Origin of the sequence: Streptomyces sp. NPDC058576, assembly GCF_042718715.1 — a bacterium.
Lineage (GTDB): Bacteria > Actinomycetota > Actinomycetes > Streptomycetales > Streptomycetaceae > Streptomyces.
The window spans coordinates 1-22,605 of sequence record NZ_JBHXPF010000028.1 but is presented as its reverse complement, the minus strand read 5'-3'; the positions used below and the strand labels follow the sequence as shown (position 1 = coordinate 22,605).

Below are 22,605 nucleotides of genomic sequence, written 5' to 3'. Positions count from 1 at the left end.
CCTGCGGTCTGAAGTCCGGGCGGGCCTGGTGATCGGCGACGAGATGAGCGTCTCCGCGACCTCAGCCGGACGTGGAGGACCTTGAGGCCACGAGCAGCCCATGGCAGGCTCATGCCGCATGATCGACGAATTCGCGAAGAGTAGCCTGCACAGGAGACTGCGGCGGGACCGCGTGGCGCTGCTCTGGAAGCTCGACGGCTTGTCCGAATACGACGCCCGCCGGCCGTTGACAGCGACGGGGACCAACCTCCTCGGCCTGGTCAAACACGTCGCCAGTGTCGAGGCCAGGTACTTCGGCGAGGTTTTCGACCGCCCTTCGCCGGAGCCGCTGCCCCGGTGGCAGGACCACGACGGCAGCGACGTGTGGGTGACCGCGGATGAGACGCGCGATCAGATCATCGAGTTCTACCGGCGCACGTGGGAACACTCGGATGCGACGATCGACGAGCTTCCCCTCGACGCCCCCGGCCACGTGCCGTGGTGGCCGGAGCCCCATCCCGACACCAACCTGTTCGCCATCATGGTCCACGTCCTCGGCGAGACCATCCGGCATGCCGGGCACGCCGACATCCTGCGCGAGGGCCTCGACGGCCGGACCGGGCTGCGCGCCGAACACGAGCAGCGGATCGATGAGGATGCCCGCGCTGCCCACTGCGCGAAGATCGAGCAGGCCGCCAGATCGGCCGCACCGATCAGGACTTGAGAAGTCATCCCCACTGATAGGAGCGCCCGGGCTGATCGGGGCAAAATGCTGTTTGATTCGGGTTCCAGAGCTTGACCGTGATGCGAGACTTCCGGCATGGACATGGGGCGTGAGTCGCGGTGGGAAAAGGACGCCATGACGGTGGAGATCGTCTTTGCCCTGGTGACTGCTGTCGCCCTGGCCGCGGCGCTCTTCGCCGTCCCTCTGGCCCTCACTCTCGTCTTTGACCTCTCTGGTTCAGCGGCCAGAGGTGTACGGATGGGGGGAGCCTTGGTTGCAGCGGCGGTCGGAATGCGGCATCTGGTACGGGTGCTGCGTCGCTTCGACGCGGAGCGCCGTAAAGGCCACTGACCGCAAGACTCGATCGGTGACCCGACGACGTGGGAGTCGTTCAGCGGGCGACGTCAGGTGGCCCGTGCCAGCAGTTGCCGACAGCGCGACTCGGCCCGTCCGGCGCGACGGCGCGTCGCGGCTCTACCGACTGCTGGAAGAAACGGCCGGTCGCTTGGCTCTTCGGCAACCGCCAATGCCATTTTCGTGCCGTCCGGCCCGCGCCAGACGGGAGGCAGCAGCCGGCTCGAACCGGCGAGCGCCTCATCGAGTCTGCCGATGTCTACGAGGCGGTGGGCCGCGTCGCGGAGACCAGGGGGACAGCCGGCTGCTGAGAGGTGCCTGAACCAGCCCGCCGGAGCGAGTCCAGCCGGACGGGGAGGCACCGGCCCCCCGCACGTACGGGTGCCGCTCGATTCGGGGGTCCGTTGCGGACACTCCCGTACGTACGAACGCGGTTCGTCGGCCAGTTGACGCCGCTCGGTGACGAGCAGGTCGAGGCACCGCGCGGGAGCCTTGACCTCAAGCCGCCTTGAGGTAGCAGCCTGAGGGCATGACTCCCACGGACTGGATCGACCGGACCGCCCGCACCCTGACCATCGAGGCCGATGCGCCGCTCGACGACCTGGAGCCGCTGCTCGCCCTGACCGAGGGCGCGTTGATCGTGGGTGGCGGTGACGGCAGCCGTGCGGCCCACGAGGTGACCGTGCTGCAGGAGCGGATGGCCCGCTTCCTGGTGACCCGGGCGGGCTTTCGCACGCTGGCCTTCGACGGCGACCGGGAATTGGGCGAGGCCTTGGACACGTTCGTACGCGCCGGATCCGGCGATCCCCGCAGGATGCTCCGCGACAGCGAGCCGTTCTGGAACGTCGCATCGTTTCTCCGCCTAGTGCTGTGGTCGCGCGAGTTCAACCGCGCACACCCGGGCGACGAAGTGCGCTTTCTCGGCGCCAACATGGGTGCGGACGCCGTCGCCGCTTGGGGGGTGATTCCGCCGTCACCGGACGACCCGCACAACATGCACGCCCTTGAGCGCGGCTTCGCCGAGCGCCTCGCCGCCTGGCACACCGCCACCGGCCATCGCGCCTTCTTCTGGTCCACGACCAGCCACGCCTCCAACGGGCCCGGTCGCGCCGTGCACTTTCCGCCCTCGACCCCACGAGGCCAGCGCAACGCGGGCAGTCTGCTCCGTGACAGATTCGGATCCGCCTACCGGCCGATCGGCTTCACCTTCGGTCACGGGCAGGTGAGGGCGTATGGAAGCGGCGGCGTCCTGGACGTACCGCGGCCCGGGGGCGCCTTGGTCGAGCACACCCTGGACGCGGCAGGCCCCCCGGGGCCCGCCTACCTGCTGGATCTGCGCACCTCCGCCCCGCCCGCCTTCGCCGCTTGGCGCGATGCTCCAGCCCGGATCCGGATGGTCGGCCCCGGCTACGACCCCGCACACGACGCCGACCACTGCATGACGGGCGGCTCGCTGAGAGAGTGGTTCGACGCCCTGGTGCACGTCCATGAGGTGACGCGTACAGAGCCCCCTTCCTGACCGGCGGACCGAGGGCGGCTGCTCGCAACCTCAACGCCATGAACGGCACCGCCGGCCGGCAACCACTGCCACGCCCGTCACCGGCACGTCAAGCGCTGCCCGGGTGAACGACCACAGCGCAGGAAGGCGTGGACCACGAGCAACGCGATCGGCCGGACAAGCCCCAGTGATCGGCCGGACAAGCTCCGATGGTCGGCCGAACGAGACCCAAAGGCCTCCCACCCCCTTTCGTGCGCCCGACTGAAAGGAAGAACATGGACATGGCTCGCTGAGCAGCGACTCACAGCTCGCCGCGGTCATCAAACCAAGAGAGTCCATCGCGCCACCGCCTCGCACGCTCGCGGGAGGACTGCTCCCACCACGGGTCGCCCCGCTCTCCCAGCGCGACCTTGGCCCGTTGCACCCGTTCGCGCGCCCGGCGCAGCGCGTCATCGTCCGCGGCGCGTTGAGCCTCCCGTACCGCGCGGCGCGCCGCCATCAGGTGGGAGCGCAAGGCGGCGGCCGCGCCCTGCGGGATGTCCGGGTCGGTCGCCCGCCAGCGCCGTCCCTTGATGATCACGTACCGTCCGTCCTCTGTCCGGTCCGGACCGCTGGTCTCCGATGGCATGTCTTCATGGTGCGCGAACCTCGTGCGCCCGCCCGCCGACGAAGGCCGTGCGGGGCACGGAGACCGAAACCTGGGTGTCCGGCCACACCCCGGCCCGCCGGGCGGGGAGCCGATGGAGCCGCCCCCGCCGGAGGTCACCCCCGAAACACTCCGTCGTCGAGGGCAGCGGCTGGAAGAGCGGCTTCCTCAGCGAGGGCCTACCAGTGGGCCTGACATGGCGGACACGTTCTAGGGTTGGGTGTTGTCACGGGGCTGCGTACGATGATCGAAGTACGCCCATGCAAGGATCCCCAGCAGGGCCACGGCGCCCATGGTGAGATAATTGACTGCTGTGGGCGCATTTCGGGTCAGGAATCCGGCCAGTCCGGCGGCCAGCGCGCCGCCCAGCATCACCACGCGGCTGACGACGTGCTGTGCCGGGTCGGCGGCCAACCCCTGACGTTCGGAGAACAGGCCTTCCGCCGCAGCCTTCGCCGGACGTGCGGCGCCTCTGCGCCTCTTCGACCGGTACTCAAGCCCGTAGCCGATCAGCAGATAGAGCGCGAAAATTACTGCGCCCCCTACCCAGTTGGACGGCTCGTCCGTACTGCGCCAGAGTGAGACTTCCAGCTCTGAATCCATCAACGCCCCCTTTTGCTGATACCGGACCGTATGCCCTGTCCGTGGGCGCGCAAGTGAGGCAACTCCCCAGGCTCGTCCCGTAACGCGAGATCGGTGCCCCCGCAGTAGTACGACGGCGCTGGCGGCCAGTGTGTCGAGAGTGCGAGGGACATCGATCTTGGGAGGGGAGCCAGTAGGTCGCCGCAGCATGCCGATAGAGGACCGGGATGACACCGAACTCTGTCTCTTCATCGAACCGTGCTGCGAGGACTACTGGATCAAACCAGGGGAGGCGCTCCCCGTTCGTTCTGAGGCGGAGGGCGTCGATGTCTGGTTCGACACCTATCTTTCGAAGGGCTGCGTCACCGTGTGGCTCTATGGGGACGGCGACCCATACAAGAACGTTTTCTAGCCACGCCCGAAGGCATCGCGGCCCTTGATCGCCGCCCCCGTCGCCCGCCGACACCGCACCTGGGCATGGGGATGACGGGGAAGACGTGCACAACCCAGCCCGCGACGCTCGCTCCGGCGGTCGGCGCTGTCTGTCGGGGGAAGGCATGAGTGAAGGGCCCGCGCCGCTGTGGCGCAGGCCCTTTCACCCTCATCTGGAACTATGCGGTTGTGTGCGTGCGCCCGGTTGGCGTGGTCAACGGACGATCCAGCCGCGCTCCGCGTCGAAGTAGGCTGCCCGCCCCTTGACGGTGGTGATCCCGTACGGGCCGCCAAGGTTCTGGTATTCGCCGCTGGCCCAGCCGGCCTCGATGCCCGCATAGCCGCCAGCGTGGGCGTCCCAGTCGTTCGCTCCGTTCGCGGACGCCGGGGCCGCGGCGACGAAACCGGCCGCGGCGACAGCTGCCAGGGTGATCGCGATACGACGAATCATGAACGCTCTCCTTAGTGTCATGGGCATATGCCTGCCAGGCCACCCTGACCACAAGACCCACCGACGCATACGCGGCACGCGGGGATCTCGGCACGGAGAACCTGATCGGCCGCCTGCAGCCCTGGCCAACCCCTCTTCCTTATTGCTGATCATTCAGCGTGGGCGCCCGCAACGTCTCTCTCTTGGGCAGTCTGTCTGGCCCCACCGCAGCCTCGGCGTGGTCATCGGGCTCGTCGGCGCCGGCCGTCGACTTCCTCGAAGTATTCGGGCTCTACGCCCGAGTCACCGGCGGGACCAGCTCTTCCTTCGCCAGGGGGTCGCCGCGGTTGCCGTCGCTCCAACGACCAGAGCGATCGCGGTGACTGCCCAGCTGAGGAGGTCCGTCACCGGCCTGAATGTCCAATCCCACCATTCCTGCGGGAACCAGATCAGGAGGAAAGCAGACGCCAGTGGAAGGGCCCAGGTGAGTTGATGTCCGAGCAGCCGAAGTGACAGCAGCGCCAGGCCGAACCAGATCAAGAGAGATCGGACGAAGACAGCCCCGGCTCCCGCGCTGACTGCCAGCGCTCAACACCGAAGGAGAAGACGCAAACAGTCACCGTCAGGCCGATGCAGTAATTGCGACGGTAACGGTGCATCGCTGACGCACCCATCTCCTCATGCATCGACATGGCACTACTGAGCGCCGCTGTGAGGAAGATGGCCGAGAGCACGGGGAGTTCCCTTCGGAAGGGCACCCCGGTGGTGACGCCTCCGCTGCCGATGGAGGGCAGCGCAATTTAGACACCGCCGAAGAAGGCCGACAGAAGGGCCACGCTGCCTGCCCCAGCGAGAATTGCTGCGGCCCGGTGGACTCTCGCGTAGCGGAAAACGTCAGTCGGAATCATCAGGCTTGCACCAGGATGGGTCGCGGAGGATGTGACTGCGTTCCTGAGTGAGCCATTTCATTTGCTCGGTCTCTGCTGCCCGATAAACTTGGTCAGCCGTGTGCTGGGCGGCGGCAACACCCGTCATGTGGAGTCTTTCGTCCGCAGTAGCCGGGTCTTGATCCATTGAGCGGTACTCGAGCCATAGGCGGATGTTGTGCATGGCCTGCCAGGCACGCTTCTCCTCTTGAGGGAACATGCATTGTCCCAGCGACTCGGTGAGCACCTGGTCGGCCATGGCGATTGCCGCAGTACGCACGTGTCCTTCGGCGATGTCGAACCCTCTGTCACCCAAGTCACTCCGCTGAAGTCCGAACTCGTGAAACGTGTCCGGCGCTCTCAGCCATGGCTGAGGCTGGTCCAAGCGCTGCGCCATACGGGTCAGCTCGGCCAGGTACTTGCGGTGCTCGGGCCACGCGCAGACACGTGGACTGCTCTCCTCGACCCGCTCGCACACGGGCGTCGATGCTGTCGCGGGGCGGTCGACGCGTATCTCGCCCGCGGCAGGGATAGCAGCAAGGGCGAACAGGGAAAGGACAGCCGACCCGGCGGCAACACCGCGGATGTGCCAAGGCGCCCTGTGCCGCTGCATCTCGCGCTCTGCGCCTCTGCGCAATGGCGGAGCCGCTACCGCCAGGGCCGCGAGGGCGAGAGCGAACAGTATCCGCACAGCCAGGGGAAGGGGCCGAAGGTGCTGGTCCGGGGGCCCGGCCAGGACATTGAGCTTGAAGGGCAGCGCCAGCATGCTGATGAAGCAGCCTAGTGCGCAGACGGCCGGGGTGAAGGCGACGGAAGGCCACCAACGGCCGGCTAGGTGACCACCGGACGCGAAGATCACCAGAGTGGAGGCGCCGAGGAGAAGATAGGACGACCAGAGGAAGCCGGGGCCGGCATCGCCGAAGGAGATGGCTGCGGCAGTCAGGCATCCGATCGCGTACGCGAGGAACCCGAGCGTGAGGGTTGCGGCCAGCCGCGCAGCTTCGATTCGCCAGCCTGGCCGGGCTGCCGCAAGTACGGTCTCGGGCATTCCTGAGCGGGAGGAGCGTCCTGCCTGCCAGGTCGAGACGCCAGCGAGGACAGGTCCGAGGAAGAGCGTGACGACCTGGGCCGCCACGCTTGCATCGGGCCATACGCCGATCCAGTAGCGCGAGCGGCCGAAGAGGACCACCAGGTCGATCACGATCATCAGGGGCAGCGCCGTCAGAAGTGGTGAGCGGCGCAGTTCGATGCGATACGCGTTCATCGTGCGTTCCCCCCGTTCGACCACTGGCCGCCGAGTACCGTCATGTAGCCGCGTTCCAGGGGGTTGTCGCCCGGCGCGGCAGGTGTGGCAAGGTCGGCCAGCTGTTGGGGTGTACTGCTGTGGCGTACCTGGCCGTTGTGGAGAACGAGGACGGTGTCGCAGGCGGCGCCGATGTCCTCGACCAGATGAGTGCTGAGGACAACTGCGGTTTCCTGCGCGAGCGAGAGAGCGGATGAGCTCTCGGAAGTCGAGGCGTTGCGCTGGGTCGAGACCGACGGTCGGCTCGTCCAGCAGAAGCAGGGCGGGCGAGCCGACGATGGCCGCAGCGCTGCCGGCTCTGCGGAGCATGCCGCCGGACAGAGACTTCATGCGGTCCTGGGCGCGGTTGGTCAGGCCGACAGCCGCCAGTGCTTCCCTGGCCGTGGAGTCAGTTTCCTTGGAAGGAACTTTACGCAACCAAGCGCAGTAGCGGACGAAATCTGCTATTGAGAAGGCCGGATAGTAGCCGAAGTCTTGCGGGAGATACCCGATACTGCGGCGGGCTCGACGCGCTTGCCGTTCGCTACTGATCACTTCACCGAGCAACTCCAGCTGCCCGTCCTGCGGCGGCACAATCGTGGCCAGAGTGCGGAAGAGAGTGGTCTTGCCCGCCCCGTTGGGACCAAGCAGGCCGGTGACACCGGGTTGGATGGCAAGGTCAAGATTCTCGATAACATTTCGCCCGGCGTACCCTTGAGAAAGGGACGCCAATCGGGCGACAGTGGTCGTTGTCATTGATTGCATTTCTCCGAAAGTGGAACGTGCCCACCGAAGTGGTGGGCCCGTCATGGAGCTGGAACTGAGGCTGAGAAGCTCAGGTCGTTTTATTGATCTTGAACCGGCATTCCCAGGTGTTGTACTTGCCCGTGTAGCCGGGCTTCAAGCGGTCGTAGTCCCAGTTGTCGACTTCGTTGTCGCAGTCGGAGACCGTCTTGTGCGAACTCGTTCCACTGGTCGGGTTCGAGCGGTATCCGCCAGTAGTCGAGTGAATGCGTATGGCTTCAGCGAATTCAGTCCCCTCCAGGGGCTTTGGAGCATTTTGGCATTCAGGCGTGCCCCAAAAGATTCAGGACTCTAGCATGCGGGCTCGTGGGCAGTTTGGTTTGTCCTCCCTCGCGAAGGCTAGTTGCTACGTTAGGCGTCATAGGTGATTATTTGCCCGATAAATGCTGAGCAATTTTGGCCAGTTTTCGCCCTTGGGTGAGGATCTGCAACAGGCTTGATCGTCAGTCGCCACGGCTGCTGCCGCAGATCGTTTTCACATGATCCAGAGAGAGGAAGACGTTCAACTCATTATTTATGGAGGGCTTTTGGCGCATGTAGTGGCATCGCTGGAGGACCGAGCCGAGGAACTCTGCGAAGTCGCGGGCGCTCCACGACTCCCACAGGGGCAGGCCGGTAGCGGAGATCCTGCCGCTGCTGCGCCGAGCGGCGGACGAGTTGCTGCTCGGGTTCACCGCCCGAATGTGCGCGAACAGGCGAAGGCGATCAGGGGCGGCGAGCGCTAAGTGCTGCGGATCCGCGTCACGTGGCGCCCAGCACGGCACACGGCTCGGAAGTAGAGAGTGGCCCGCCCGGTCGACGTGCGAAGGGCGTCCGGACGGGCTCCGCTCTCCACCCTGGACCCTCCTGCCCGCAGGAGAGTGCGGCGACATGCCGGACGTCCCGGCCCTGGCCGGTCAACGGCCCGTACGTGACGTGCCCTGCATCCACTTTCTATTCTGTCTCCATGGGTAGGGACCTCACGGTATTCATGTTGGACTGGGGAGAGTTGAGCGCCATCCCTGTCGAACACCGGATCGGACGGCTTGAGTACATCGCGTGGCCGGGGGAGTTCGGCGACGCGTACGACGGCAGAGACGAGCGGGCTCACGGCTGGCTTTGGCCTCCTGAGACAGCACCGGCGTGGTGCGCCGCATACAGCTTCCTCACCACCACCGGCGCCCACATGCCGCATGTCCGCGCGGGCGCGGCATGGGCTGACATGCGTCCGCTCGTCGATACGCCCATGCGTGAGGTGATGGACAGCTTCCTCGGCGGTCTGATCTGGGACGAGGAACAGGCCAATACTCCGGCGGCGGCAGGCGGCGGCGGAGTCTTCCTGCCGGCCGCCGACCCTTGGCACCCGCATGTCCTTCTGGTTTGCCTGCCGGAGGCGGTGGCGGGCAAGGCCCGGGCCTGGGAGCGGGTAGAGCCGTGTCTGGAGGAGCTGAGCGGCGCGTTCGCTGTCGAGTGCGAGGGCTGGTCCGGCCGCCCGGATTCCTTCGAGGGCTTCGTCGCCCTTCTGCGTGAATGGGGCGCAGTGGTTGTGGAGGCTGCTCGCCGGGAATGGGGCCTGGTGGGGCTGCCCTGACTCTCAGCGCCGACGGGCGTGAGCCTGAACCGTTCCTGCCGCCCCGGGGCGTCCAAGCGGACATACCCGACACCGTGGAGCCGTCGAGCCATGAGCGCATCCGAACCGCCCACCAGGCCACACTGTGCACATGGTGCAGACCCGGCTGCCGACCCTGTCGGTTGTCGCGGCATCCACGCCCCTGGCCGCACCTCGTGTCTCGCCCACGTGACCGACGCCGAGCGTGACGCACACCTGACAGCACCGACGCCTGGCGACAGCATCGACTACCGGGGCACCACCTTCACCCATTCACCTTTTTTCGCCTTGCGTAGCGCCCTCCGTGATCGTGCAACTGGTGTCCCTCGCTTAGGCGATGCCTTGTTCGGGTCGGCGACTTTCGAGGGCGGCACCGGGTTCGAGGCGGCGACTTTCGAGGGCGATGCCCGGTTCGAATCGGCGACTTTCAGGAAGGCTGACCGCTTCGGTCCTGGCCTGCGCTGGGCGGACTGTGCTGTCCGGTGCAGTGTTCGGCGGTCGGGTGACCCTGTTTTTCGCTGGTGCCGTCTGGAGTGCGGTCGCACTCGTTGGTCGGCCACGGCCCAGATACGCCTGCGCTACGCCACGGTCGACCGAGTTCGAGGCACACGAGCTTCAGCCAGTAGGCCCGTTGTGGCTGAGCGTTCTACGTGGCCACTGAGCGTGATAGCTGGCCGCCCTGGGTGCCGCAATTGGCTGATCCGTCGGACGGGGGTGCGCCGTTTCCGGCGGTGACCCACCCGTCGTGGCGGAAGCGGGGCGGCAAGGCAGCGAGGCTCTGTTCGGCTACTTCGGTGCGGGGGTAGTCGTCGGTGGTGACGGCCGTGCCGTCGGCGGCCTTCACCGGGACGATGTTGCCGAAGTGGAGCCACGGCGAGCGCCCGTTGGGTGAGTTGGTGCGAGCGGGCCGCGTAGGCGGTCCCTGTCTGTGCAGCAGTAGCGGTCGGCGGTGTTCTCGGCGGCCAGGCCGACCGGGCTGTAAGGGTCGGGGAGCTCGCTCCGCTCGCGCGGATCGCTCCAGGGGCCGGCCCCGGCGCCCGAGCGCCGGACCGCATACCGGCCTATTGGAAGGCCGGGTTCTCTGTGTCTGGGCAGGTGTCGGAGCTGCCGTGGGGGAGCCTGGACTGGGTCTCGGCGTCGGCCGCGACGACCATGTCGGCATCGCCGCAGCGCACCGCCTGCGCGGACATGCGGATCGCCTGGAGCGAGCGATGGAAGGTATGGGTGGCCATCGGCGGCGGCGTCCTACGGGCACTGTGCTGTCCACCCAACATCAAGATCACCGGCTGGTCCTGTCGGCCCGGGCGAGCGCTGGGCCAGCAACAAGAAGCCATGCCCCACCCAGAACATCACGGTCAATAGGGCCGATCCGGCCAGCGCCGTCGCGTATGTCGGTCAGCGGCGGCCCTCTGACCATGAACCGCTGAGTACGTCGGCCCCGGCGGAAATCTATCGCCGGGGCCGACACGCGTGCGCGGAGCCGCCCCTTCAGGGTCGCGTTACCGTGTCCCTCGCGTCACCGTCGCCGTCGGCCTGCCCCGGCAGGCCGAATCTCGTCGCGCTTCCGCTGCGCCGGGCATCGTGACCCCGCAGGGCCGCCGGGAAGCCCTCCCACGATCACGGCTGAAATCCATCGGCACAGGGGCAAACGTCCCTCGGGCGCGATCATCGTATCGAGCGAATGTCAGCGGATTCCCTTGGTCCGGGGGACGAAAGGGCCCTTAGTGTTCCCCTGGATCTGGAGGGGGTTGCCCTCCTTATCGGCCCTTTCCTCACCTTTCCGATTTCCGTCCTTACGAACGGTCGCGTCCACTGATGCGCGTCCTCGCCCGACGAAGGAGAGCTTGCCCGATGACTGTTGACTCGAGCTCGGAAGCGCGGCTGGAAGTGCCCCGGCAGTCCAGCCTGGGGACGGCCGCCGCCCGCAACCTCGCCAGCACGACGAAGTCCGCCCCGCAGATGCAGGAGATCACCTCCCGGTGGCTGCTGCGGATGCTCCCCTGGGTCGAGACGAAGGGTGGTGCCTACCGGGTCAACCGACGGCTGTCCTTCACGGTGGGCGACGGGCGGGTGGAGTTCGTCCAGGACGGGGCCGCGGTCCGGGTCATCCCCCAGGAGCTCGGCGAACTGGCCCCGCTGCGGGACTTCGACGACGTCGAGGTGCTGACCGCCATCGCCGACCGGTGCGTACAGCGTGACTTCCGGGCGGGGGAGACGCTGGTCGAGCGGGGCGCGGCCGCGGACCGGCTCCACCTGGTCGCGCACGGCCGGATCGGCCAGACCTCCGTCGGCAACTACGGCGACGAGGTCACCCTGGACGTCCTGGCAGACGGAGACCACTTCGGCGAGCACGTCCTGCTGGACGACGACGCCCGGTGGACGCACACCGCCACCGCCGAGACCGCGGGCACGCTGCTCACCCTGTCCCGCGCGGACTTCGCGGCCATCGTGTCGACCTCGCCAGAGCTCCGGGCCCACCTCGCCGAGTTCACCGCACGCTCGCAGCAACGGCAGAACCACCGCGGTGAGGCGGAGATCGCGATGTCGGCCGGCCACGTCGGCGAGCACGAGCTGCCCGGCGCGTTCGCCGATTACGAGCTGAAGCCGCGCGAGTACGAACTCTCGGTCGCGCAGACCATTCTGCGGGTCCACACCAGGGTCGCCGACCTCTACAACGGCCCGATGAACCAGACCGAGGAACAGCTCAGGCTCACGATCGAGGCGCTGCGGGAGCGCCAGGAGCACGAGCTGATCAACAACCGGGAGTTCGGCCTGCTCCACAACGCCGACTTCAAGCAGCGCATCCAGCCGCACTCCGGCCCGCCGACCCCGGACGACCTGGACGAGCTGCTCTGCCGCCGCCGCGGCACCAAGTTCTTCCTCGCCCACCCCCGGACCATCGCGGCGATGGGACGCGAGTTCAACGCACGCGGCCTCTACCCGGACCACACCGACCTCGGCGGCCAGCAGGTTCCCGCCTGGCGCGGCGTGCCGATCCTGCCCTGCGGCAAGATCCCCATCACTCCCGAGAAGACCAGCTCGATCCTCGCCATGCGTACCGGCGAGGAGAACCAGGGCGTCATCGGCCTCCGGCAGACCGGTCTGCCGGACGAGTACGAACCAGGCCTCTCGGTCCGCTTCATGGGCATCGACGAGAAGGCGATCATCTCCTACCTCGTCAGCACCTACTACTCCGCCGCCATCCTCGTGCCCGACGCGGTCGGCGTGTTGGAGAACGTCCAGATCGCTCACTGGCCCAGGTAGTGATCGCGGCACGGCACCGTAAAGCGGACCGCGTGCAGGACGCCGCACCGAACACCTGCCCACCTCATCAAGGAGCCACGCATGCCCGTGCCCGAGCTGCCGCCTCCACGGTCGAGCCTGCCGGAGGCCCTCACCCGCTTCGGGGCGACCGTACTCGGCGCCGCCGCGGCTCGCGCCCATGAGACCGGCGCCGCCGTCGGCACATCGTCCGGCGCGCACACACTGCCGACCCTGCCGGCCGGCCTCCCCTGCGGCCCGTCGCCGACTGCCCTGCCGCCGCCGACCGTTCTGCCGGTGACCGGCGTACCGGCGGTCGGCGCGCCGGGACCGGGCGCTGGACTGGAGCGGCTGCTGCGCGGGCCTCACGGCCTGGGCACGGCCGGTCTGCGGCTGAATCCCCGGGAGGAGCCTCCCGCGCCGGTGGCCGCAGAGAAGGGCCGGCCCATCCCGGGCCTGTACCACCACCCGGTGCCCGAACCCGACCCGGGGCGCGTCAACGAGGTCAGCCGCAGGATCAAGGCCTGGGCGCTGGACGAGGTCTCTCTGTATCCCGAGGAGTGGGAGGAGCAGTTCGACGGCTTCTCCGTGGGCCGCTACATGGTCGGATGCCATCCGGACGCGCCCACCGTCGACCACCTGATGCTCGCCACCCGCCTGATGGTCGCCGAGAACGCTGTGGACGACTGCTACTGCGAGGACCACGGCGGGTCACCCATCGGCCTCGGCGAGCGGCTTCTGCTCGCGCACACCGCACTCGACCCCCTGTACACCGCGCGGGAGTACCAGCCGGACTGGGCGGCCTCCCTCCACGCGGACGCCCCCCGGCGCGCCTACCGCTCCGCCATGGACTACTTCGTTCGCGCGGCCGGGCCCTCCCAGGCGGACCGGCTCCGCCACGACATGGCGCGACTGCACCTGGGGTATCTCGCCGAAGCGGCCTGGGCCCAGCAGGATCAGGTCCCGGAAGTCTGGGAGTACCTGGCGATGCGCCAGTTCAACAACTTCCGGCCCTGCCCCACCATCACCGACACCGTCGGCGGCTACGAACTCCCCGCCGAACTGCACGCCCAGCCCGACCTGCAGAAGGTCATCGCCCTGGCCTCCAACGCCACGACGATCGTGAACGACCTCTACTCGTACACCAAGGAGCTCGACGCTCCGGGCCGGCATCTGAACCTGCCCGTCGTGATCGCCGAACGCGAGGGGCTGTCCGACAAGGACGCCTACCTCAAGTCGGTCGAGATCCACAACGAGCTGATGCACGACTTCGAGACCGAGGCCGCGGCACTGGCCGCCGCCTGTCCCGTCCCGAGCGTGGGGCGCTTCCTGCGGGGCGTCGCCGCCTGGGTCGACGGCAACCACCACTGGCACCAGTCCAACACCTACCGCTACAGCCTGCCCGACTTCTGGTAAGAGAGAAGGAACCATCTGTGACCAGCGCCGAACTCACCACCGCCCCCGCCCCCGCTCCCTCCGCACTGCGCATTCCCGGCCCGGCGACCCCCTACCAGGGAGACATCGCCCGCTACTGGGACGGCGAGGCCCGGCCCGTGAACCTGCGCCTCGGCGACGTCGACGGCCTCTACCACCACCACTACGGCATCGGTGAGGTCGACACCGCCGCGCTCGGCGACCCACAGGACAGGGACAGCGAGAACAAGCTGATCGCCGAGCTCCACCGGCTGGAGTCGGCGCAGGCCGACGTCCTCTTGGGGCACCTCGGTGACATCGGCCGCGGCGACACCCTGGTGGACGCGGGCTGCGGCCGCGGCGGCTCGATGGTGATGGCGCACCAGCGCTTCGGCTGTTCGGTGGAAGGTGTGACCCTGTCGGCCAAACAGGCCGACTTCGCCAATGGGCGCGCCGCGGAGCTGGGCATCGACGACCACGTCCGCGCCACGGTCTGCAACATGCTCTCCATGCCCTTCGCGACTGGTTCCGCCGCGGCCTCGTGGAACAACGAGTCGAGCATGTACGTGGACCTGGACGACCTGTTCGCCGAGCACTCCCGCGTCCTGGAGGTCGGCGGCCGCTACGTGACCATCACCGGCTGCTGGAACCCGCGCTACGGTCAGCCGTCGAAGTGGGTTTCGCAGATCAACGCGCACTTCGAGTGCAACATCCACTCGCGCCGGGAGTACCTGCGCGCCATGGCCGACAACCGCCTCGTGCCGCAGGCGGTGATCGACCTCACCCCCGACACCTTGCCCTACTGGGAGCTGCGGGCCACGTCCTCACTGGTCACGGGAATCGAGGACGCGTTCATCAATTCCTACCGGGACGGATCCTTCCAGTACGTCCTCATCGCGGCCGACCGCGTCTGACGGTTCCCTGCCCATGGCCAGGCCGGTACCAGGGAGCCTCCCGGCGCCGACCGGCCATGTCGAGTCCGGCACGAGGCGTCCCGGCCGCCGAGCCACATCGGGCAGGCGATGGAACGGGTCCTGCCCTTCCCGACGTGGCCACAGCACACCGCGGCCCGCTGCCGCAGAGCGCTGTGGCCACCTTCACGATCGAGGGCGCGCGGCCACGGGCGGGTGTGCATCATCGCCCCGCGTGCTCTCTGGCCCGCGCCCGGGAGGACCCGGCCGAATCAGCATCGCAGAGGAACCCATCGGCCGAAAAGTGAAACTCCCGGCCGAGAGCCGCCACGTCGGTCCGAGCGTGCTCAGCGTTCGGGAGCACGGCAGCGTCGCAAGTCCACCCTGCTGGCGCGGCAACTGTCTGCAGGTTCCCGCAGTCCCGGCGCGGCCTGTTCAGCCTGGGCGTACGGCTCTCTCGGTGGATGGTGCATCCGCAGCCTCCGACATGCGCACGTGCCGGGCGCGGGTGACGGTGGAGGCCCTGCCGGCACACCAGTCCGCGTCGCCGGTGCTCAGCCTTGAGGAACTTCAGATGCCGGAACACAACACCGTCCTGCGCAGCATGCACGATCCGGGGCTGGCGGCTTGGTTCGGTGGCTCACGGATGGGCGCGGCCGGTCTTAACAGTGCGGCGAGTGCTGAGGGCGGTACGTGGTGGAACACCTCGCGGATCACGAGCGTCGGCTGGGCGCGAACTGGACGCCGGTCAATGCCGCGGCGATCGCCTTGCACCTTGTCGGCAGCAGCGGGCTCCTGGGCGCAAACGCCACCCGGGTCGCCACGCAGAAAGGCGTGGCTGCGTCCACCATCGCCAGGACCGTGCTCACCGGTGCTGCCCTGGCCGCCACCGCTGACAGCCGCGTTCTGGGCAAGAAGATCGAGCTCGCCTCCTCCAATGACCCCGAAAATTTCGACAAAGCGGCGAAGCACCCCATCGACACCGACAAGGCCCAGCACGACCTCGCCCTGGTTCAGTGGGACTTCCGGCCCTCACCGGTAGTCTGATCGTCCTCAACGCTCTGCACGGAGAATTACAAGGCCCCGCCCCACAGCTGCAAGGAATGCTGCAACACGCCGCAACGATGACCCCCTGGTCAGCAATCCACTAGAGCACGTTCTCTGGAACGTGATCGGCCCGCACCGGACGCACCTGCTCGACCTGCGGGTCGATTACAGTCCTCGGCCGACTTGGCCTGGTGACCCAGGAGGTCATCCAGCGGGCCGTACCGAACAGCCACCCGCGCCGCGCACTGTCGCATCGCAGGGTGAGGGTGCTGGAACTCCCAGCGTCCGCAAGAGAGCGGACAACCCGGGCTGTGGTGCTCTGCCTCGCAGCCTGCGAGAGTATCCACGAGGCTCCTGACCGTCCTACGGATTCCGAAACCTTCGTGCTCCCTGCTCTCCTCTGTGCGGGCGCGTTGCGGTCGTCACCGGCGCCGCGCGCGGTGTCGGTGAAGCCCTCGCACGAAGCCTCTCGGGTGCTGGGATGCACCTGGCTCTGCTCGGACGGGAGAGCAAGACCCTGGAGGAGGTCGCCGCGAGTCTGCCAGGTCCGAGTATCTATATCGAGGCGGACGTCACCGACTGTGCGGCGCTCGTGGGCGCTGCCCGTCGGGTAGAAGCGGAGCTCGGCCCCGCCAAAGTCGTCGTGGCCAACGCCGGCATCGCGGTGAGCGGCCCATTCAAGGGCACAGCCGCCGAACTCTGGCAACGGGTCATCAACCTCACGGATCCGCCAACACCGCCCGCGCGTTTCTGCCTCAGCTCACCGCCACCCGGGGGTATTTCCTGCAGATCGCCTCGACTGCCGCGTTCGGCGCAGCGCCCATGATGAGGGCCTACTGCGCCTCCAAGGCCGGGGTTGAGTCGTTCGCCCTCGCGCTTCGGCGGCGAGGTCGAACCGTACGGCCGTCGACCCCGTGCGGCCGGGCGGCGCCATCTCCCTCTCCGGCGTATACGGCGGCACGAGCCACCACATGCCACTGCTGACCATGTTCGACAAGCAGGTACAGCTGCGCACGGGCCAGGCCAACGCATAGCGATGGGTCGATGACCTCCTGCCCCTGCTGAGCGACGCCGACCCGCTTGGCGTCGACGACTTTGCCACCCACCGCCTGCCTCTGGCCCAGGCCCCGAGGCCTACGCCATGTTCCAGAAAAAGCAGGACGGAGCGGTCAAAGTCCCCTTCACACCCTGAAGCCGAAATCCCGAAACCATCTCACGGCGAATGGGAAACTTTCCCGCAGGACGCCCCTAGCCTCGCGCTCTTACGAAGACGTCTGTCCGGCACGTTATCAGGGAAGTGGGAAGTGCCTCTGAACAGCAAGAATGAGTATGGCGGAGGTTCTGGTTCCGGTACCGGGCTGACACACTTTCGAGGTGAAGAAGCGCATAGGCCCCGGCAGTTGTTCGCAGTCCTCGACGCCGGAGTCACGGCTCTGCGTACACGGGTGCCGGAACAAATCCCTGGCCGAACTCCAGTCGTCGCTCATACGATTTCGGCATGATGAATACGGCGTGGCGCGTCGCTCTCGGCGTGGTGGCTTCCAGCGCGTTCTTCTGGGGAGTCGCCGGGGCCGTTGACCTGAGATTGGAGCGAACCCACAAGGGCTACGCCCTCCCTGACGGCGGCGGGTGGTGCAATCTCGCCCTGTTTGCCGGATTCATTGTCGCCTACTTCAGCGTGGCCTCTCTCGCCGATACCACCTACGGAGCGGCCTTCTCGCGTTCCGGTCCACGTGCTCAACAGGTCGCTGGGCAGGTGGAAGTGCGTGACGGTGCGGGTACCTACCGTGTTTTCGCCCTGCTCAATCGTGGTGATCCTCACGCCGTCAGAAGTGATCGATCAGGCTAGTTTTCTTCGGTGTGACTGACTCTCAGATTCCGGATTCCGCGTCCGCCTCCTCTGTCCCCGTTTCCGCCGCTCTCTCCGACGTCCTGTTCGACGGTCAGCTGCGAACCACGCACGACCGGTGGAGGAGCCTCTTCAGCTCCGCCCCGTTCCGTTTCCAGGAGGGGCTGACCCACCGGGAACGAATACGCCTGAGCTACGACCGGCTCCGGATCGTCAACCAGGCCGTCGAGGCCCCCCAGGCTCTCGCATCCGATCCGGTCGAGCTGACCGCGATCCACGAGTGGGCCGGAGTGGTCGACCCGGGCATGGCCACCATCATCTCCATCCACTACAACCTCTTCCACGGGAGCCTGGCCGACCACGAGGATGCCGGGCGCGACCTCGGCGAGTACCTTCGCGGGGACCGCATCGGAACGTTCCTGTGCACCGAGGTTGCCCACGGCAACGACGCCGCGCAGATGGAGACCACGGCGACCTACGACCCGGCGGCGCGGGAGTTCGTGCTGAACACCCCGCACCCCGCCGCGGCGAAGTTCATGCCCAATACCGGCCCGGCCGGCGGGGCGAAGGGGGCCGTCGTCGCGGCCCGTCTGGTCGACGGGGGCACCGACCACGGTGTCTTCCTCTTCCTGGTGCCGCTCAGCGACAGCGAGGGCAGCCCGCTGCCGGGCATCGAGGTGCGGCCGCTGCCCCAGACGACCAGCAGCCCTGTCGACCACTGCGCCACCACGTTCCACGGTGTCCGTCTGCCGTTCGACGCTCTCCTCCAGGGCGACCACGGACGCCTCACCCCGGAGGGGGAGTTCACCAGTGCGCTCGGCAGCTCCCGCCGCCGGTTCCTGGAGTCCATCGGCCGGGTCACCATGGGCAAACTGTGCATGACCGCCCACGGGCTCGGTGTCATGCGGCACGCGCTCGACGTCGCCATGCGCTACGCGCACACCCGTTCTACTTCGGGGATGACGAAGGGGCAGCGGGTGCCGCTGATCGCCCACCGCGGGCACCACACGCCGCTGCTTGACGCCGTGGCAACGACCTACGCCGCCACGCTGCTCCAGCGCTCGGTGGTACGGCAGTGGGACCGGGCCGGCGGGGAGGAGCGCGAGGCGTACGAGCGGCTGACGGCGATCACCAAGGCCTGGATCACCTGGCGGTCCCGGGCAGTCATGTCCGAGTGCCGCGAGCGGTGCGGCGCCCAGGGCCTGATCCAGGCGAACGGGATCGCGCTCCAGCTCGCGTCGATCGAGGGCACGATTACGGCCGAGGGCGACAACACGGTGATCATGCAGAAGGCCGGAGGTGAGATGCTGCTCGGCGGCGTCGACCTCAAGCCGGAGAGCGAGATCGCGGCCGAGGACCGGGAGCTGACCGACCCGCAGTTCCTCCAGGACCTCCTGGCCGACATCGAGCGCACCTTCCACACCCGCGCGAAGGCCCGGCTCAGGAAGCGCGCCTCCTCCCCGCTGGCCCGCTGGAACTCCACGGTGGGGCCCGCCGTGGCTTTGGCCGACGCCCACGTGCACCGGCTCGCCGCCGAATCCCTGCTCACCGCTGCCGCCCAGGCACCCTCCGGACTTCCCGCAGACCTGTTGCGCACCCTGCACGCCCTGTTCGCACTGCGCCGGATCGCCGCCCACAGCGGAGACCTGCTGGCACGGGGGAGGATGACCGCCGCTCAGGTCGAGGACCTGCCCGACGCCGTTGATGAGCTCCTCGGCTTCCTGGAGCCGCACGCGCTCACCCTGACCGAGGCGTTCGGCATATCCGAGGAGATTCTGCAGACCCACCCGATGCTCAGCGCCTGACCAGCGACGTGAAAGGAGAAACGGCCCCCGGCCGCCGAGCGGGGCGGCGGCCGGCCTGACGGGTCAGAGGTACAGGGACCGGTGCATCGTGTACATCCACCAGTCGCCCTCACTAACGGCGAGGCAGAACCGGTCGCAGAATGCCTCGTACTGGACGTACAGCGGAGCGTCGAGGGAGACCTCCGGTGCCGCACCCAGGAGTGCCGCCACCAGGGCGCGGGGCGCTGACAGCTGAAGGGCCTTCAGAACCCGGCGGTAGTTGTCGACCAGCTCCCGGTCTTGATGGGGTTCCCTGATCCCGGCGAGCGCTTCGGCCAGTGGGCTGCGGAGCTCCAGCTCCGCCAGTTCGAACAGCCGGAGGCATTCGGTCAGGCTGCTCAGGCTCTCGACGCTCACCTCGACCGCGTACATGCTGATCAGCTGCTCACCGTCGGGCCCGTAGAGGCTGTAGCCGTTCGAGTCCCGGCGGCTGTACTCGGCGATCTCGAACGTCTTATGCGTGTGCCAGGTCAAGTGGCCGGGCATCGCCCGCTGGATGTCGCCCCAGCAGTCGTAAGCCCGGCGGATCTTCTCGGCCTGGTCCTCGGGCAGCTTGGCGAGGTGGAGGTAGTACAGGGAGTGGAACAACGGCTCTTCCATCTCCAGGAACCGCGTCATGAACATCGGGTCGTCCGGCACCAGTATGTGCATCACGGCTCCTAGTCGCCAGGCTCGAAGATGAGGGTCATGACAGTCGCGCAGGTGGCCCGCGCGGTGACCAGGTGCGCCGTCCCGTCGCCGAGTGCCGGGTGGTGCAGCGGCAGGGACGCGCCGCCGAGCCCGCTGCCGGTCTCCTCGATTGCCCGCAGCCGGGCGTCGTCGGCCACCTCCGACAGCAGCTGGGCGGCTGCGCCGTCCAGCTGCGCCCGGTGGCACACCAGCTTGACCTCGGTCAGCAGGCGCGGGGCCCAGGCCCGCTCCCAGTCCAGCAAAAGGCCCCTCGCGTCGGGGCTGAACAGCGCCCAGCGCCACAGGTTGACCGGCGGCTGTCCTTCGGGGAACAGGGCCGCGAAGGCGGCGTTGTAGGCGATCCGGCGGCCGTCGGGCGTGATCGCGCACGCGATCTCACGCTGACCGGTGACCAGTCGGCCCAGGTACGGCGAGGGCGCCACGGGAGGCTGCACCGGCTCGGCCCGGAACAACTCCAGGTGGCCGATGGCGGTGTCCTCGGCGCTGAGTCCGAGCAGCTGCGCCAGCCGCATGTAGAGGTCTGGCGAGGGGCGTAGACGCCCGGCCCGGATCTTCTGGTACGTGCCCGCGCCGCCCTGGAGGGCGGTGTCGACGTCGACCTGCCGGATCCGCTCGGACCCACGACTGCCCCGGCCCAGAGGAAGGGACCACGGTTCGAGCCCGAGATCCTTGCGGGTCCGCCGACGGCGGTAGCGCTCGAACAACTCCTGGTACGCGCGCCCCGTTCCCGGCACCGTTTCCCCCTCCGTGCGCGGCCGCTGTCGTACGCACGGAATGTGCGCACACCAATGGGCCGTTGCCATCTCGCCAGCTGGCCTGAACGATAGAGATCAAACCATGCGCATGGTTTGTTTCGTAACCCGGGCAGTGACCAGTACTTCACTCCGGGCAACTCCAATCCCCCGCGAAGGCCTCGTTCGACTCGGCGATGCCGTGCTTTGCCGCGACGACCCTTCCGTTACTACTTTGCGTGACAGTGCGAGGAGTGCTGCTATGGCCCTGGCCCCCGGACATGAATCCGTTGGAGGCATGCGGAGTGCTGACGCTCTCCCGGCCGTGCCGCCGTCTGCACCGCCTGGCGGCGGGTGCCCGTTCCTGCGCGGTGCCACGGCCGCCCAAACCAACGGCCAGGAGGGGCAGCGCCTTCGAACGTTGGGTCCCGCCCCAGTCGTGGAGCTGCCGGGGGGCGTGCTCGCCCGGGCCGTGGTCGACCCCGCCCTGGCCGAGCGGCTGTCCGCCGGGCCTCACGTGAGCCGCGACGCCGCACGGCACTGGCCGGGCTACCGCGAAGGCACCCGGAGCGTGGACGGAGTCATCGCCCAGTGGATCGGCACCCACAACGCGCTCAACAGCTACGGCGACGACCACCGCCAACTGCGGGCGCCGATCGCGGCCGCGCTCACCCGCCGACGGGTCGAGGCGATGACCCCGGAGATCGAGTCAATCGTCCAGGACGTCCTGGACGGGCTGGAGGGCACCGGCGCCGACCAGAATGTCGACCTGGTGCAGTCCTACGCCCTGCACATCCCGCACGAGGTGATCACGCGCCTGCTGGGCGTCCCGGCAGAGCACCTGCCCGCCTTCAGCACGGCCGCCGCCGGACTGTTCGACACCTCCGCCGGCGCGGAGGACATGGCCCGTTCGATGGGGGCCGTGCTCGCACTCCTGGACCGGCTGGTGGACAGCGCCCGCATGCACCCCTGGGACAACCTCATCGGGGACCTGGTCCGTGCCGCGGACGCGTCCGAGAGCCCGCTGAGCGACACCGCGCTGCGCGACCAGCTGATGCTCATCATCATCGCGGGCACCGAGACGACCGTCCATGCCATCGGCACACTGCTGGTCCACCTTCTGTCCCACCGCGACCAGCTCGCCCTGGTGACCAGCGGACAGGCCCCCATGGAGGACGCCCTGATGGAGAGCCTGCGCCTGCGGCCGCCCGTCGCCTCCGTCCCCCTGCGCTTCGCCGTCCGGCAGTTCCAGGACTCCCGCAGCGGGGAGGAGTTCGACGAGGGGGAGCCCATTCTCGTCCACATCGCCGGGGCCAACCTCGACTCCGAGCGGTACGAGGATCCTGAGCGGTTCGACGTGCGGCGGAACGGCGGGGCGCGAAGCCTGGCGTTCGGGTACGGCCCGCATGTGTGCCCCGGCGCGGCCCTGGCCACCCGGGAGATCGTGATCGCGGTGACGCGCTTCCTGGAGCGCCACCCCGATGTCCGACTCGCACGGGCCCCCGACCTCCTGGAACAGACCGCATCGTTCATTTCCAACGGCTACACGTCGATCGCCGTCGAGCTGGGCTGAGCAACAGACGCAGGTGGGGCCGCGAGAGGAACTCCTCTCGC

At 68.1% G+C, this 22,605-nt stretch carries 21 protein-coding genes and 4 pseudogenes; 14 read left to right on the top strand and 11 right to left on the bottom strand.

The annotated features are described in order from the left end of the window. Positions 1-118: 118 nt before the first annotated feature. From ACFWRV_RS20495 to ACFWRV_RS20485, 3 genes are all read left to right on the top strand, one after another. Complete coding sequence (locus ACFWRV_RS20495; protein ID WP_384336487.1) at positions 119-703, top strand: DinB family protein; 585 nt, start codon at positions 119-121, stop codon at positions 701-703. Positions 704-799: 96 nt separating this feature from the next. Then, positions 800-1,054, top strand: coding sequence for a DUF6332 family protein (locus ACFWRV_RS20490; RefSeq protein ID WP_384336485.1), 255 nt, complete (start codon positions 800-802; stop codon positions 1,052-1,054). Between the two features lie 532 nt (positions 1,055-1,586). Further along, positions 1,587-2,576 (top strand): erythromycin esterase family protein, encoded by a 990-nt coding sequence (locus ACFWRV_RS20485; RefSeq protein WP_384336483.1) that lies wholly within the window; start codon positions 1,587-1,589, stop codon positions 2,574-2,576. Between the two features lie 280 nt (positions 2,577-2,856). Here ACFWRV_RS20485 and ACFWRV_RS20480 read toward each other — a convergent pair whose 3' ends face one another. Then, on the bottom strand, positions 2,857-3,183 hold the full coding sequence (locus ACFWRV_RS20480; RefSeq protein ID WP_384336481.1) for a hypothetical protein: 327 nt from the start codon (positions 3,181-3,183) through the stop codon (positions 2,857-2,859). A gap of 228 nt (positions 3,184-3,411) precedes the next feature. Next, positions 3,412-3,804, bottom strand: a complete 393-nt coding sequence (locus ACFWRV_RS20475) for a hypothetical protein (RefSeq protein ID WP_384336479.1) — start codon at positions 3,802-3,804, stop codon at positions 3,412-3,414. Between the two features lie 187 nt (positions 3,805-3,991). On the opposite strand from ACFWRV_RS20475, the gene ACFWRV_RS20470 reads away from it, so the two are divergent. Then, a complete protein-coding gene (locus ACFWRV_RS20470) occupies positions 3,992-4,195 on the top strand; it encodes a hypothetical protein (RefSeq protein ID WP_384336477.1) in 204 nt (67 codons plus the stop codon). A gap of 234 nt (positions 4,196-4,429) precedes the next feature. Here ACFWRV_RS20470 and ACFWRV_RS20465 read toward each other — a convergent pair whose 3' ends face one another. From ACFWRV_RS20465 to ACFWRV_RS20445, 5 genes and pseudogenes are all read right to left on the bottom strand, one after another. Continuing rightward, the gene (locus ACFWRV_RS20465; protein ID WP_384336475.1) at positions 4,430-4,666 is read right to left on the bottom strand and encodes a hypothetical protein; all 237 of its coding nucleotides are present in this window, start codon (positions 4,664-4,666) and stop codon (positions 4,430-4,432) included. Between the two features lie 515 nt (positions 4,667-5,181). After that, on the bottom strand, positions 5,182-5,379 hold the full coding sequence (locus tag ACFWRV_RS20460; RefSeq protein WP_384336473.1) for a hypothetical protein: 198 nt from the start codon (positions 5,377-5,379) through the stop codon (positions 5,182-5,184). A gap of 160 nt (positions 5,380-5,539) precedes the next feature. After that, positions 5,540-6,835 (bottom strand): ABC transporter permease, encoded by a 1,296-nt coding sequence (locus tag ACFWRV_RS20455; RefSeq protein ID WP_384336619.1) that lies wholly within the window; start codon positions 6,833-6,835, stop codon positions 5,540-5,542. A gap of 336 nt (positions 6,836-7,171) precedes the next feature. Continuing rightward, positions 7,172-7,609 (bottom strand): annotated as a pseudogene (locus tag ACFWRV_RS20450) (ATP-binding cassette domain-containing protein); the annotation flags it as partial. Positions 7,610-8,100: 491 nt separating this feature from the next. Next, on the bottom strand, positions 8,101-8,331 hold the full coding sequence (locus ACFWRV_RS20445) for a hypothetical protein (protein ID WP_384336471.1): 231 nt from the start codon (positions 8,329-8,331) through the stop codon (positions 8,101-8,103). Between the two features lie 272 nt (positions 8,332-8,603). Here ACFWRV_RS20445 and ACFWRV_RS20440 point away from each other — a divergent pair, with 272 nt between their 5' ends. Next, positions 8,604-9,227, top strand: coding sequence for a hypothetical protein (locus tag ACFWRV_RS20440; RefSeq protein WP_384336469.1), 624 nt, complete (start codon positions 8,604-8,606; stop codon positions 9,225-9,227). Positions 9,228-9,891: 664 nt separating this feature from the next. On the opposite strand, the gene ACFWRV_RS20435 is transcribed toward ACFWRV_RS20440, so the two are convergent. Together ACFWRV_RS20435 and ACFWRV_RS20430 are read right to left on the bottom strand one after the other, a co-directional pair. Further along, entirely contained in the window at positions 9,892-10,089 is a 198-nt protein-coding gene (locus tag ACFWRV_RS20435; RefSeq protein WP_384336467.1) for a hypothetical protein, read from the bottom strand. A 217-nt stretch (positions 10,090-10,306) separates the two neighbouring features. Next, the gene (locus tag ACFWRV_RS20430; protein WP_384336465.1) at positions 10,307-10,477 is read right to left on the bottom strand and encodes a hypothetical protein; all 171 of its coding nucleotides are present in this window, start codon (positions 10,475-10,477) and stop codon (positions 10,307-10,309) included. 619 nt (positions 10,478-11,096) lie between these two features. Here ACFWRV_RS20430 and ACFWRV_RS20425 point away from each other — a divergent pair. The 8 genes and pseudogenes from ACFWRV_RS20425 to ACFWRV_RS20390 all read left to right on the top strand — a co-directional run bounded on the left by ACFWRV_RS20425 (position 11,097) and on the right by ACFWRV_RS20390 (position 19,531). Next, positions 11,097-12,509 (top strand): family 2B encapsulin nanocompartment shell protein, encoded by a 1,413-nt coding sequence (locus tag ACFWRV_RS20425; protein WP_384336463.1) that lies wholly within the window; start codon positions 11,097-11,099, stop codon positions 12,507-12,509. Between the two features lie 81 nt (positions 12,510-12,590). Next, positions 12,591-13,922, top strand: coding sequence for a family 2 encapsulin nanocompartment cargo protein terpene cyclase (locus tag ACFWRV_RS20420; RefSeq protein ID WP_384336461.1), 1,332 nt, complete (start codon positions 12,591-12,593; stop codon positions 13,920-13,922). Positions 13,923-13,939: 17 nt separating this feature from the next. Further along, on the top strand, positions 13,940-14,833 hold the full coding sequence (locus ACFWRV_RS20415) for a geranyl diphosphate 2-C-methyltransferase (RefSeq protein WP_384336459.1): 894 nt from the start codon (positions 13,940-13,942) through the stop codon (positions 14,831-14,833). A gap of 571 nt (positions 14,834-15,404) precedes the next feature. Continuing rightward, positions 15,405-15,981 (top strand): annotated as a pseudogene (locus ACFWRV_RS20410) (hypothetical protein). Positions 15,982-16,277: 296 nt separating this feature from the next. Further along, a pseudogene (locus ACFWRV_RS20405) lies at positions 16,278-16,781 on the top strand (SDR family NAD(P)-dependent oxidoreductase); the annotation flags it as partial. After that, positions 16,777-17,069, top strand: a pseudogene (locus tag ACFWRV_RS20400) (glutathione-dependent formaldehyde dehydrogenase); the annotation flags it as partial. The pseudogenes ACFWRV_RS20405 and ACFWRV_RS20400, both read left to right, overlap by 5 nt. Positions 17,070-17,375: 306 nt before the next feature. Next, on the top strand, positions 17,376-17,726 hold the full coding sequence (locus tag ACFWRV_RS20395) for a hypothetical protein (protein WP_384336457.1): 351 nt from the start codon (positions 17,376-17,378) through the stop codon (positions 17,724-17,726). An 11-nt stretch (positions 17,727-17,737) separates the two neighbouring features. After that, on the top strand, positions 17,738-19,531 hold the full coding sequence (locus ACFWRV_RS20390; RefSeq protein WP_384336455.1) for an acyl-CoA dehydrogenase: 1,794 nt from the start codon (positions 17,738-17,740) through the stop codon (positions 19,529-19,531). A 63-nt stretch (positions 19,532-19,594) separates the two neighbouring features. Here ACFWRV_RS20390 and ACFWRV_RS20385 read toward each other — a convergent pair whose 3' ends face one another. Both ACFWRV_RS20385 and ACFWRV_RS20380 read right to left on the bottom strand, forming a co-directional pair. Beyond that, complete coding sequence (locus ACFWRV_RS20385) at positions 19,595-20,221, bottom strand: hypothetical protein (protein WP_384336453.1); 627 nt, start codon at positions 20,219-20,221, stop codon at positions 19,595-19,597. Between the two features lie 8 nt (positions 20,222-20,229). After that, positions 20,230-20,994: a sulfotransferase gene (locus ACFWRV_RS20380; protein ID WP_384336451.1), complete on the bottom strand. Its 765-nt coding sequence runs from the start codon at positions 20,992-20,994 to the stop codon at positions 20,230-20,232. Positions 20,995-21,430: 436 nt separating this feature from the next. Between ACFWRV_RS20380 and ACFWRV_RS20375 the strand changes: the two genes are divergently transcribed. Then, positions 21,431-22,564: a cytochrome P450 gene (locus tag ACFWRV_RS20375; protein WP_384336449.1), complete on the top strand. Its 1,134-nt coding sequence runs from the start codon at positions 21,431-21,433 to the stop codon at positions 22,562-22,564. Positions 22,565-22,605: the final 41 nt, after the last annotated feature.

Bases quoted from the DNA above. Each gene is read 5' to 3' on its own strand.
- ACFWRV_RS20485 (WP_384336483.1), top strand. From the start codon at position 1,587: ATGACTCCCACGGACTGGATCGACCGGACCGCCCGCACCCTGACCATC.
- ACFWRV_RS20480 (WP_384336481.1), bottom strand. From the start codon at position 3,183: ATGCCATCGGAGACCAGCGGTCCGGACCGGACAGAGGACGGACGGTAC.
- ACFWRV_RS20470 (WP_384336477.1), top strand. From the start codon at position 3,992: ATGCCGATAGAGGACCGGGATGACACCGAACTCTGTCTCTTCATCGAA.
- ACFWRV_RS20490 (WP_384336485.1), top strand. From the start codon at position 800: ATGGACATGGGGCGTGAGTCGCGGTGGGAAAAGGACGCCATGACGGTG.
- ACFWRV_RS20440 (WP_384336469.1), top strand. From the start codon at position 8,604: ATGGGTAGGGACCTCACGGTATTCATGTTGGACTGGGGAGAGTTGAGC.
- ACFWRV_RS20395 (WP_384336457.1), top strand. From the start codon at position 17,376: ATGATGAATACGGCGTGGCGCGTCGCTCTCGGCGTGGTGGCTTCCAGC.
- ACFWRV_RS20430 (WP_384336465.1), bottom strand. From the start codon at position 10,477: ATGGCCACCCATACCTTCCATCGCTCGCTCCAGGCGATCCGCATGTCC.
- ACFWRV_RS20465 (WP_384336475.1), bottom strand. From the start codon at position 4,666: ATGATTCGTCGTATCGCGATCACCCTGGCAGCTGTCGCCGCGGCCGGT.
- ACFWRV_RS20425 (WP_384336463.1), top strand. From the start codon at position 11,097: ATGACTGTTGACTCGAGCTCGGAAGCGCGGCTGGAAGTGCCCCGGCAG.
- ACFWRV_RS20385 (WP_384336453.1), bottom strand. From the start codon at position 20,221: ATGCACATACTGGTGCCGGACGACCCGATGTTCATGACGCGGTTCCTG.
- ACFWRV_RS20420 (WP_384336461.1), top strand. From the start codon at position 12,591: ATGCCCGTGCCCGAGCTGCCGCCTCCACGGTCGAGCCTGCCGGAGGCC.
- ACFWRV_RS20455 (WP_384336619.1), bottom strand. From the start codon at position 6,835: ATGAACGCGTATCGCATCGAACTGCGCCGCTCACCACTTCTGACGGCG.
- ACFWRV_RS20475 (WP_384336479.1), bottom strand. From the start codon at position 3,804: ATGGATTCAGAGCTGGAAGTCTCACTCTGGCGCAGTACGGACGAGCCG.
- ACFWRV_RS20495 (WP_384336487.1), top strand. From the start codon at position 119: ATGATCGACGAATTCGCGAAGAGTAGCCTGCACAGGAGACTGCGGCGG.